This window comes from Clostridium sp. (assembly GCF_029258205.1).
Lineage (GTDB): Bacteria > Bacillota > Clostridia > Clostridiales > Clostridiaceae > Sarcina.
Window position 1 is genome coordinate 1 of the sequence record NZ_JARHZJ010000012.1, and the last position, 5873, is coordinate 5873.

Below are 5873 nucleotides of genomic sequence, written 5' to 3' on the forward strand. Positions count from 1 at the left end.
GCTGAATCTATAGAACCTATTAATAAATCTAATGATTCTCTTATATCTTCTATAGAACTCGGCACTTCTCTTCCTAAAAATTCTAATAACTTTAAATCCATATTATATCCCTCTCAATATATCCTAAGTATAAATCTCTTATACAAACATTTGTTGTAATAATCCTTTTTTCCATTGTTTTAATCCTTCTAGTTTTTTAGTTTCTTTTTCTATTATATTATCTATATTGGATAAGAAATTAGCTGTTTTTTCTTGTTCTTCTAAACATGGGAAATTAAAACTTAACTCTTTAATAATAGATGCTGATAAATTTCCCTGACCACCTTGAATATATGTTTCTATTATTTTTTCTTTATTATATTGTAATAAATTTAATAAATAGCAATTTATTATTTCTTTGCTTCTAATACATAAAATAGCTTGATTTATTGCACCTTTCATTCTAGCTATACCAACTTCGCCACTAGTAGCACCATATAAAGCATATAATAAGTCTCCCTTATCTACTATTTTAGCAGATGAATTTTTTAAACCAAGTTCTGATATTTTTAATTCGGTTTTACATGAATTTATTTCAGCCGATCTTATAAAAGGGATATCTCCATCATAATATATTTTGTTTTTAGACGCAGGAGTTCCACCTGAAAACATTGAGCATATATTTCCAAGTTTCTTCTCTTCCCATTCTGGATAATCTCTCCCATTCTCATCTTTAAATCTTATCTTTTGTGAGAATATTTTCTGCATCATTCCTTTTTTATAAGAGTTCCAATATTCCACTTTCTTTTCTTGTTTTTCTATTATACTATCTACTTTACTTAAGAAATTTGCTATTTTTTCTTGCTCCTGTAATGATGGTAATTTAACTTTCATCTTCATTACTTCTGAATCTTTTATACTAACTCTATCATGTCTAGCTCCTTGATCACTATTCATGTGTACATATCTATACCACTTAGATGATTTAAAGTATTCCTCTAAATATTCATTATTAACTTTATTATTTATTCTAAAGCAAAAATATAGTGGTGAAACTACTCCATCATCTTTAAATTTATATTTGTTAATTGGTCCATATGGAGCCTCATTAGATTTTCTAGGATTATAAACAAAATCACTATTTTTGATTATGTAATATCCATCTATATTATTCTTATTTGCTATATCTTTTTCAAAAAAATCACGTTGGCTTATTAAACCATTTTTAGCTGAATTAGATATTACATTTTCAACTTTAAATCCTTTATTTTTTTCAGTTATTTTTTCTGAAAAATCTCCTAATCTATATTCTTCCCACTCATCCTCAAAACCTTTAAATCTTAACTTTGGTACATTCTTATTCATCCTTGTACCTCCTAAAGACCTAATTCTTTTAAGTCTAATTCTAGACTTTTCTTTAGTTCTTCTATTTCTTTATCTAGTTCTTTTATATTTTTTTGAACTTGTATTATATCTATTTCTTCTTCTTCTTCAAAGGTGTCTACATATCTTGGAATGTTTAGGTTATAGTCATTTTCTTTTACTTCTTCCATAGTAGCCACATATGCATATTTGTCTACATTTTCTCTATTTTTGTATGTTTCTACTATTTTTTCTACATCTTTATCTCTTAAGACATTTTGGTTTTTACCTTTTTCAAATTCATTTGAGGCATCTATAAACATTATATTATCTGCATTTTTTCTATTCTTTTTAAATACAAGTATTACTGTTGGGATTGATGTTCCAAAGAATATGTTTGCAGGAAGTCCAATTACTGCATCTAAAACATTTCTTTGTTCTATAAGATATTTTCTTATAACTCCCTCTGCTGCCCCTCTAAATAATACTCCATGAGGAAGTACAACTGCCATTGTGCCATTATCATCTAAGTGGTGTATCATATGCTGAATAAATGCAAAGTCTGCCTTTGATTTTGGAGCTAATTTTCCATAAGCTGAAAATCTTTCATCATCTAAGAACTTATCATCTCCACTCCATTTTGCTGAGTATGGTGGATTTGCAACTATTGCTTCAAATTCTAAATCTCCATGTTGTGGATTCTCTAAAGTATCATCATTTTTAATATTGAAGTCACTATATTTAACTCCATGAAGAAGCATATTCATTCTTGCTAGGTTATATGTTGTTGAAGTTTTTTCTTGTCCATAGAACATTCTAACCTTTGCTTCTCTAGAAACACGAAGTAATAATGAACCTGAACCACAGGTTGGGTCATATACATTTTTAAGGTCAGTTTTTCCCATTGTAACTATTTTTGCTAATATTTTTGAAACTTGCTGAGGAGTATAAAACTCTCCTGCTTTCTTTCCTGCATTAGCTGCAAACTGTCCTATAAGATACTCATAAGCATCTCCAAGTATATCTATTTCACTATTATCAAATCTAAAATCTATTTGAGCTATTTTTCCCATAACCTTAGCTATAAGCTCACTTCTACTCTTAACATCCTTACCAAGCTTAGTTGACTTTAAATCCATATCATCAAAAAGATGGTCAAACTCCTCTTCACTCTCTTGTCCTAAAGTAGATTCAGTTATATTGTTTATAGCCTCTTCTAAAAGTTCTATATCGAAATCACCAGTTTCTATCTTAGCTAAAAGCTTATCAAATAAAAACTTAGGCTCAATAAAATATCCAATATCATTTACTAACTCTCCTTTAAGTACTTCATTAAGCTCATCAATTTCCCAAGCCTCTTCATAACTAACGCCATCATCTTCTAAAAGCTTGTTAGCTCTACTTTCCACATTCTCTGAAAGATACCTATAGAATATAAGACCTAGTATGTAATTTTTAAACTCACTAGCATCCATATTCCCTCTTAAATCATTTGCTATATTCCATAAATTACCTTGTAAATTACTTTGCTGTTCCTTTTGTATTTCAGATGTACTCATTATATTTCTCCTGCTTTCCATTTAAAGTTTCTAAACTCTTTTTGCTTTCATATTATAAATCATAAAACTTAAAAATTAAACTTTCTAACATGATTTATTATGAATGACTTTATCTTATCTGCAAGTCTTTTCTTCTTTAAAAGACCTCCACTTAAATTATCCTTTATTTCAGAACCATCAATTCTTCCTGAATACTCATATTCTGAAACATATTCCTTAACCTTAAACTTATCTATCTCAACTTCCTTTGAAAAATCTTCTATTTCATCTACCCTCTTATTTTCTAAAAACTCATTAAATGCTTCATCTACTGAATCATTTTTTGTAATACTAGGCACAACCTTTTCTAAAAACTCCCTAAGTAAGTCTGATTTAAGTCTTAGATTTTCATTATCAGCATTATCTAATAATTTTTTAATTTTCTCTATATCCTTCTTAGTTTTCTCTTCTGTATCAAAATCTATAGTTCTTATTAAGTTTAGTATATAATTAACATTTATCTTATCTGTATGCATAAGCTCTATGCAAAAGTCTATATCTACTAATATAGAAGTCTTTTCAGTATTTTTAACCCCTTCATATATAGAAAAATATTTACTCTTATAGTCCTCATATTTTTGAGCTGATATTCCTATCTTTTCCTCATCAAATTCAAACTCAACAAAGGTTTTAAGCTTAGTTAACTGCTTAGTTAATTCCCTAAAAGCTTCTACAAAATCCTTCTTTTCATTTTCATCCTGCATACAATCAATAGATTCTATTGTTGGTGCAACCTCATATAATCTCTCTAGTCTTTCCTTAAAAAGCTTTAAATAATAATCAAAACTTTCCATTAAAACCACATCTGTACTCTTAGTATCTGAAAACACGCATATAGCTTCATCAGTTTCCTTTTTTAAGTTTCTGTAGCAAACTATATTACCATACTGTTTTATTCCATCAAATACTCTGTTAGTTCTTGAATATGCTTGTATAAGTCCATGATATTTTAAATTCTTATCTACATAAAGAGTATTTAGGGGCTTACTATCAAAGCCTGTTAAAAACATATTTACAACTATAACTATATCAACCTCTGCATTTTTAATCTTTTTTGATAAATGCTTTGAATACTCCTTAAAAGTATCTGTTGAAAAATTTAAATCCTCATCCTTAAACATTTTGTTATAATCACTTATAATTCTTTCAAGACTATCCCTTGAATGTTCACTCTTACCATCTAAATTTTCATTATCATCAAAGGTAAAAATAGCTGCAATCTTTAAATCATGGTCTAAAGATTTAAAAGCATCATAATACTTAACAAGCATTGGAATGCTTTGAACTGTAAATAGAGAACAAAATTTTCTTCCATATGTCTTTTTATCATGATTAGCTATTATATGTCTCGCTATATTCTCTATACGCTCATCATTCATAAAGACTTCTTCTTTATTTATAGCTTTTATGTATTCATCATCATACTCATTAACCTTCCCATCAACTGTTTTAATATACTCAACAGAAAAGCCAAGTACATTTTTATCATTAATAGCATCTTTTATTAAATAATTATGTAAACATTTATTAAAAATATCTGCTGTAGTTCTTCCATCTTGGCTCTTATTTTCTAAAAGTCTTGGTGTCCCTGTAAAGCCAAAATATTGAGCCTTTTTAAAGTGTTTATTTATAGCTGTGTGCATCTCTCCAAACTGTGATCTATGACACTCATCTATTATAAAGATAACTTTCTCATCTCTATACTTGTCCATTCTATGTGCATATTTTTCTGATTTTAAAAGCCTAGCTAACTTTTGTATTGTAGTTACAATAAGTCTTGTGTTTACATCTTCTACTTGTTTTATTAAAGTTTTAATATTATCAGTTGTATCAACACAATCCTTCTCAAACTTGTTAAATTCCTCAACAGTTTGGCTATCTAAATCCTTTCTATCTATTAAGAAAAATACCTTCTTAACATTGTCCTCATCTGCTAAAAGCTGACTTGCCTTAAAAGAAGTTAATGTCTTTCCTGAACCTGTTGTATGCCAAATAAAACCATTGTTATTAGTTTCATTAGCTCTCTTCATTAAGGCTTCAACTGCATATATCTGATAAGGTCTCATGACCATAAGATTCTTTTCACTATCATTAATAATAATATATTTAGCTATAATCTTATTTAGCATATTTCTATCTAAAAATGATTCAGCAAATTCTCTAAGATTAGTTATCCTCTTATTATTTTCATCACTCCAGAAAAAAGCAAACTCACGCTTAATCTCCTTATCACTATTAGCATAATACTTAGTATCAACACCATTACTAATAATGAAGCATTGAATATATCTAAATAACCCCTTAAAAGAATGTCTTCTATATCTTTCTATTTGATGAAAAGCTTCAATAAAGTCCTTTCCTCTTCTCTTTAACTCAATCTGAACCATAGGAAGTCCATTAATAAGTATAGTAACATCATATCTGTTAGAATACTTCCCTTCCATACTTATCTGATTAGAAACTTGGAATATATTATTGTGATAATCCTTCCCATCAAAGAACTCTATGTAAACCTTAGTTCCATCCTCCCTCTCAAGAATGAACTTGTCCCTAAAAATCTTAGCACTATTAAAAATACTCTTCTTCTTTAGATGAATAAGTATTCTCTCAAACTCTTTATCAGTAAAAGCTACATTCCCTAACTTTTCCTTGTTAAACTCAAATAAAACCTCCCTAAAATTCTTCTCTAAAGCATTTTCATCATGTATATTAACTTTTGTGTATCCTTGCTCAACTAATTGAGCAATTAATAATTCTTCTAATTCATGTTCACTTTGATAAGTCATTACAAAAAAACTCTCTCCCCTGTAATCTATTTAAATCTAAAATTCTTTTTATTTACCATTAATTTAAAATATAATCAAACTTTAAATAATTTAGTATACGTTTATATAATTATATTATAACAATAATACTTCTTAATGAAAAATATAA

Annotated in this window: 3 protein-coding genes; all 3 read right to left on the reverse strand. The window is 28.1% G+C overall.

Features of this window, described 5'->3' with window-relative positions; translation table 11 throughout:
• Nucleotides 1-138: 138 nt before the first annotated feature.
• A complete protein-coding gene (locus tag Q1J60_RS01415; RefSeq protein ID WP_300257492.1) occupies nucleotides 139-1344 on the reverse strand; it encodes a restriction endonuclease subunit S in 1206 nt (401 codons plus the stop codon).
• Nucleotides 1345-1355: 11 nt separating this feature from the next.
• Entirely contained in the window at nucleotides 1356-2900 is a 1545-nt protein-coding gene (locus tag Q1J60_RS01420) for a type I restriction-modification system subunit M (protein WP_300257495.1), read from the reverse strand.
• Between the two features lie 68 nt (nucleotides 2901-2968).
• Nucleotides 2969-5725, reverse strand: coding sequence for a type I restriction endonuclease subunit R (locus Q1J60_RS01425; protein ID WP_300257498.1), 2757 nt, complete (start codon nucleotides 5723-5725; stop codon nucleotides 2969-2971).
• Nucleotides 5726-5873 lie beyond the last annotated feature (148 nt).

Excerpts from the sequence above, each read along its gene's own strand:
- Q1J60_RS01415 (WP_300257492.1), bottom strand. The coding sequence starts at position 1,344 with ATGAATAAGAATGTACCAAAGTTAAGATTTAAAGGTTTTGAGGATGAG.
- Q1J60_RS01420 (WP_300257495.1), bottom strand. The coding sequence starts at position 2,900 with ATGAGTACATCTGAAATACAAAAGGAACAGCAAAGTAATTTACAAGGT.
- Q1J60_RS01425 (WP_300257498.1), bottom strand. The coding sequence starts at position 5,725 with ATGACTTATCAAAGTGAACATGAATTAGAAGAATTATTAATTGCTCAA.